The 3,897-nt window shown below is 37.5% G+C and carries 5 protein-coding genes; 1 reads left to right on the forward strand and 4 read right to left on the reverse strand.

Features of this window, described 5'->3' with window-relative positions; genetic code table 11:
- Positions 1 to 389: 389 nt before the first annotated feature.
- Together ACYQ2O_RS10930 and ACYQ2O_RS10935 are read right to left on the reverse strand one after the other, a co-directional pair.
- Positions 390 to 629 (reverse strand): hypothetical protein, encoded by a 240-nt coding sequence (locus tag ACYQ2O_RS10930; protein ID WP_459796617.1) that lies wholly within the window; start codon positions 627 to 629, stop codon positions 390 to 392.
- Positions 630 to 855: 226 nt separating this feature from the next.
- Positions 856 to 1,140, reverse strand: coding sequence for a hypothetical protein (locus ACYQ2O_RS10935; RefSeq protein ID WP_459796618.1), 285 nt, complete (start codon positions 1,138 to 1,140; stop codon positions 856 to 858).
- 240 nt (positions 1,141 to 1,380) lie between these two features.
- Between ACYQ2O_RS10935 and ACYQ2O_RS10940 the strand changes: the two genes are divergently transcribed.
- Entirely contained in the window at positions 1,381 to 2,556 is a 1,176-nt protein-coding gene (locus tag ACYQ2O_RS10940) for a tyrosine-type recombinase/integrase (RefSeq protein WP_459796619.1), read from the forward strand.
- Between the two features lie 99 nt (positions 2,557 to 2,655).
- On the opposite strand, the gene rpsI is transcribed toward ACYQ2O_RS10940, so the two are convergent.
- Positions 2,656 to 3,048: a 30S ribosomal protein S9 gene (gene rpsI, locus ACYQ2O_RS10945; protein WP_091266415.1), complete on the reverse strand. Its 393-nt coding sequence runs from the start codon at positions 3,046 to 3,048 to the stop codon at positions 2,656 to 2,658.
- A gap of 13 nt (positions 3,049 to 3,061) precedes the next feature.
- On the reverse strand, positions 3,062 to 3,505 hold the full coding sequence (gene rplM, locus ACYQ2O_RS10950; RefSeq protein ID WP_091481849.1) for a 50S ribosomal protein L13: 444 nt from the start codon (positions 3,503 to 3,505) through the stop codon (positions 3,062 to 3,064).
- Positions 3,506 to 3,897 lie beyond the last annotated feature (392 nt).

Raw genomic sequence — 3,897 nt, forward strand, 5'->3', positions numbered from 1 at the left:
TTAATTAGAACTGACTTTCTCAAGCCTTTTAAAAGCTCGAAGAGCAAAATAGGCTTGAGAAAGACAAAAACAATAAACTGCGTTTCAGATTTCTAGAATAAATTTCCGAGAATAACTTTACACATATGAGACAGTCAGCGTTATTGACTATTAAATGATTTGATGATACTCTCATCATAGGCATCACCTTCTCAAGAGGTTAAAGTCGCTACTATCGTTCTGATGCGCAAACATCAGGGTAGCGGCTTTTTTTGATGCTTAAAAGTTAAATGAGGGCTACAGTAGCTTTTCAGCAGATGGTTCAAATCAATAAAACATTAACTGACTGGTACAAAAAAAGCACTCAGTCGAATGAGTGCTTCTTTATACCTTTTTGTATTCACATAAGTTCATCGATCAACCAAGTTCTTAAGTGCCCCATGATACTGGTTGATTCCTTCTACAAGGGACTCTTCAAAAGTATTCTTTCTATCTCTTTCAACGTTAATAACCCTTCCTGGAATTTGATGAGTGTGACCCATTATTCCTCTCTCTACTTCTAATTCTTTTAACAGTTTAACTACCTTTGGCGGAATAACCAGCTGATACTCAGTATTTTTCTTTCGAATAGTTATTCTATACAATACCATGTTTGCACCTCTTCCAATAAACCCTATAGATTCAACTTACCTCATATAATCAAATATTTAACTGATACAACTTTCAAATACATACCTTATTATACAGTTTCAACAGATTATTTCTAATGTTTACTCTGTGATTACTCTGGCCTACTGCTTTGACACAATAATTCCATTCTACCTGACATAACAAAAAGTTCATACACCGTACAAATGTATGAACACTTCGACTATTCTATTTGTTCATCATCCCTGTTATCTCAATAAATTCGTCGACATTCCTCACGTTGTACCTCTTTGCTCCTGCTATGTTACTGAAAGGAAAATTAGGAAACTGACTCAGGTACTTATTAAATGTATTAGGACTGACTCCCAGATAAGCAGCTGTTTCTTTTTTGTTCATCCAAATCTTTGTAGAACTTCTTTGAGAGTCCATCTCCGCCAACAGTTCTCTTTTTATCTCTTCCCTGATTTCTTTCTTCAATTCATTTAGTAAATCAGTCATTATATCTGTCATCATCGATCACCTCATAGTTTATTTGTGGCATCATACGGTGATCATTATTATTATATGCCAAGAAGATGTTTGACCTTGCCTAACCTCTATTCAATCAACTACAATACAAGAAAGGAGGTGTCCTCAGCATTTTCAATTCCTCGGACGAGGTTCGACCGAAAACGGAATACTTCTATGAGGAATCACTTATCATGATTAATCCATCCTATTGTGGGATCAAATCAAAATAAGTGAGGGATTCTTATGACAAAGATCAAAGAATACAAAACAAAAACTGGAGAAAAGACCTATTGGTTTTCACATTACACTGGAAAAAATCAAAAGCCTGGTATACCGAGAGAAATAGTTAAACGAGGCTTCAAAAGCAAAGAAGAAGCTGAGTTTGAGTTATACAAGATTAAACTGGATTTAAAAAAGAATTCTTATGTAGTATCGGATAATAGAATTGTGACTTTTGAAGAAGTCTATAGAGAATGGGATTTAGGCTATAAAAACAAAGTAAGAGAATCAAGTTACAATGGTACAACAAGGCAATTCAATAAATACATTTTACCATTGCTTGGTAGTAGAAATGTTACTTCTATAACCTTAAGAGACTGCCAAATTGCGGTAAATGGCTGGAGTACTTATTATACCAATTTTAAAGTACTCAAATCAGCAGTGCAAAGAGTTCTTGCATATGCTGTAAAACTAAGATACATCACTGATAATCCGATGATGCATGTAGAAATGCCGAAGAAAAAAATCAGTTATGAAGAGTTGACAGAAGATGCATCTTCTCAGTTCTACACCCCTTCGCAACTAAGGTCATTCTTTGAGGCTTTATCAAACAACTTCACTTTAAAAGAAGTAGCCTTATTCAGAGTATTAGCCTTCACTGGTATGCGAAAAGGGGAGATGATGGCTCTGTTCTGGTCTGATATAGATTTTAAAAATAAAACGATACACGTCCGAAAGAACATGGTCTATGTGAATAAAGAATACAAAATCACTCCTCCAAAAACTAAAAAGTCCAATCGTTTCATTAAGATAGATGATACTACCTTGTCGATCCTGAAGCAGTGGAAAAAAGAACAGTCAAAGGAACTTCTGCTCTACGGAATTAATCAGAATCAGAAGAATCAGCTGGTCTTTAGTCGATTCTACAGAGATAAAATCAACGTTGCTTTATACCCATCTCATCCAGATAACATCATCAAAAAGGTTTTAGCATTAAACCCAAAGCTGCCAACAATATCAACACATGGGTTTCGCCATACTCACGCTTCTATACTCATCGAAGCCGGAACAGAGATGAAGGAAATTCAAGAGCGATTGGGTCATGCTTCAATCAATATCACTGCAGATGTTTATGGACATTTGACCGAAAAAGCCAGAGAGAATTCTGCTAATAAGTTTGCTGAGACTGTCAATTTCTGATCTAATAATTGGCGGTTTCGGTCACGATTTCGGTCACGAGCATAAAAAAAGACACCTCCCAAAAAGGAAAGTGTCTTGAAACGTTGATGTAGTAACGATTTAACGTTTTGAGAATTGTGGAGATTTACGCGCTTTTTTAAGACCTGGTTTTTTACGCTCTTTCATACGTGAATCACGTGTAAGCAGTCCAGCTGCTTTCAGTGGAGAACGGAAGTCAGGATCTACTTGTAGTAACGCACGAGAGATTCCGTGACGAGCAGCGCCTGCTTGTCCTGAGAACCCACCACCGTGAACGTTGATAGTGATGTCGTAGCTGTCTACTGTATCAGTGATAGCTAGTGGCTGTTTAACTACTAAGTGTAGGTGATCGAAGTTTAAATATTCAGAAATATCTTTACCGTTAAAAGTGATTTTACCAGAACCTGGAGTCATGATAACACGAGCTGTAGAGTTTTTACGACGACCAGTTCCGAAATATTGTACTTGTGCCAATGGATGTCCCTCCTTAAATCAAGTTTGTGATGTCTAGTACTTCTGGCTGTTGAGCTTGGTTTTTGTGCTCAGGGCCAGCGTATACGTGAAGTTTTTTAATTTGTTTACGTCCTAGTGGGTTGTGTGGAAGCATACCTTTGATTGACATTTCAATCAAACGTTCCGGTCTTTGAGCACGGATTGTTCCAGCTGACTGTTGAGTCAATCCACCTGGGTGTCCAGAGTGACGAGAATAAATCTTGTCGCTAGCTTTCTTCCCTGTTAGTTTAACTTCTCCTGCATTAATTACGATTACGTGGTCACCAGTATCAACGTGTGGTGTATACGTAGGTTTGTTTTTACCGCGTAGGATAGATGCAACGACAGTTGACAGACGTCCTAAAGGAATATCTGTAGCGTCGACTACATACCATTTGCGTTCGATGTTACTTTCATTCGCCATAAATGTTGTACGCACGATCTTAACCTCCAAATTTTCTTTTCAAGAATCAATTTTAAATTAGCTGCTTTCCATCGCTTCTAAGTTCCGTTAAAAGTAATAAGAAAGACTCTCTGTTGTTTGTTCCAAAACAAGTTTCCGGGGCTTATCATGGTGGCAAACAATACCATCTGATATAGTACCGTGAATAGCGACAAAAGTCAATTAGTTTTGAAGAATTAATTATTTTCTTTTCAATTGATTTTCAGAAAAGGCCGACAACTAGCCTTTCTACTGCAGTCCCGTGAACTACCCACCACTTAAATCCTTTGGATTTTGAAGTGGGGGCTTCCTACGAACTCCATTCTTGTCTGCACAGACTTCATACAGACAGAGGAATCGGATAGGGGTAGGCTCAAAAGGCAGTCCCT

It is taken from the genome of Alkalibacterium sp. m-11, from assembly GCF_054658155.1.

Bases quoted from the DNA above. Each gene is read 5' to 3' on its own strand.
- ACYQ2O_RS10930 (WP_459796617.1), bottom strand. From the start codon at position 629: ATGGTATTGTATAGAATAACTATTCGAAAGAAAAATACTGAGTATCAG.
- ACYQ2O_RS10940 (WP_459796619.1), top strand. From the start codon at position 1,381: ATGACAAAGATCAAAGAATACAAAACAAAAACTGGAGAAAAGACCTAT.
- ACYQ2O_RS10935 (WP_459796618.1), bottom strand. From the start codon at position 1,140: ATGATGACAGATATAATGACTGATTTACTAAATGAATTGAAGAAAGAA.